Source organism: Caballeronia choica, assembly GCF_001544535.1.
GTDB lineage: Bacteria > Pseudomonadota > Gammaproteobacteria > Burkholderiales > Burkholderiaceae > Caballeronia > Caballeronia choica.
In genome coordinates this window covers 1-1,061 of sequence record NZ_FCON02000503.1, presented here as the reverse complement: position 1 = coordinate 1,061, position 1,061 = coordinate 1, and the positions used below count along the sequence as shown (strand labels likewise).

Here is a 1,061-nt window from a genome sequence, read left to right as displayed (position 1 = left end):
GACAAGCACTTTCACACGGGCGTTTTCTTTGCCGCGCCGCTGCTGATGGCCGGGGCCGCGTTCGGCCTCTGGTCGGCGTGGAAATGGATGCATCGACAAACACGGAGCCAGCATCATGATTGAGCACTTGGCGCCAGCCGCGCAGATTCCCGTGGGCTTGATCGCGGGCTTCATCGCCGGACTGATCCACTTCACGACGCTGCACCGGAACGTCGAGTTGCTGGCGTTCGGCTCGCCCGGGAAAGCGCTGGCGATGCAGTGCGCGCGCCTCGGCCTGTTGCTCGTGATCCTGTTCGTGCTGGCGAAGCTGGGCGCATGGGCGCTGCTATGCGGCGCCGCCGGCCTGCTCGTGGCGCGCTCGGTCAAGCTGCGACGGTATCGGGCGATCGCGCCATGATCCACTCCCCGCTTCTCTCCACGCCGCTGTTTCACGTCGGCCCGATTGGCGTCACGGCTTCTGTCGTGACGACGTGGGCGATCATGGCGATCCTCGCGGGTGGCGCGGCACTCTGCACGCACAGGCTGTCGCTCGTACCATCGAAGATACAGACCGTGCTAGAGCTGCTCGTCACGACCATCGATACGCAGATCCGCGACACGATGCAGGCCGAGCCGCAACGCTACCGCGCGCTGATCGGCACGCTCTTTCTGTTCATTCTGGTCAGCAACTGCGCGTCGCTGCTGCCGGGCGTCGAACCGCCGACCGCACATATCGAGACCGACGCCGCGCTCGCGCTGGTCGTCTTCTGCGCGACGATTTTCTATGGCGTGCGCTCACGCGGACTGCTGCGCTATCTCGCCACCTTCGCCGAACCGACCTGGATCATGATCCCGCTCAACGTGGTCGAGCAGATCACGCGGACTTTCTCGCTGACGGTGCGCCTCTTCGGCAACGTGATGAGCGGCGTGTTCGTCGTCGGTATCGTGCTGTCGCTCGCGGGGCTGTTCGTGCCGATCCCGCTGATGGCGCTCGACCTGCTGACGGGCGCCGTGCAGGCCTACATCTTCACGGTGCTCGCGATGGTGTTCATCGGCGCGGCGCTCGCGGACGCTCCGCAACC

General features: G+C 65.5%; 3 protein-coding genes. All 3 read left to right on the top strand.

Features of this window, described 5'->3' with window-relative positions; all coding sequences use genetic code 11:
- Positions 1-123: AtpZ/AtpI family protein (locus AWB68_RS50620; protein ID WP_143282075.1), on the top strand; the 123-nt coding region annotated here is incomplete at its 5' end.
- Positions 116-397 carry an N-ATPase subunit AtpR gene (locus tag AWB68_RS45315; RefSeq protein ID WP_087650498.1) on the top strand — a complete coding sequence of 94 codons (282 nt, stop codon included), beginning with the start codon at positions 116-118 and terminating at the stop codon, positions 395-397. The genes AWB68_RS50620 and AWB68_RS45315, both read left to right, overlap by 8 nt.
- Positions 394-1,061: F0F1 ATP synthase subunit A (locus tag AWB68_RS45310; protein ID WP_125483318.1), on the top strand; the 668-nt coding region annotated here is incomplete at its 3' end. The genes AWB68_RS45315 and AWB68_RS45310, both read left to right, overlap by 4 nt.

Excerpts from the sequence above, each read along its gene's own strand:
- AWB68_RS45315 (WP_087650498.1), top strand. The coding sequence starts at position 116 with ATGATTGAGCACTTGGCGCCAGCCGCGCAGATTCCCGTGGGCTTGATC.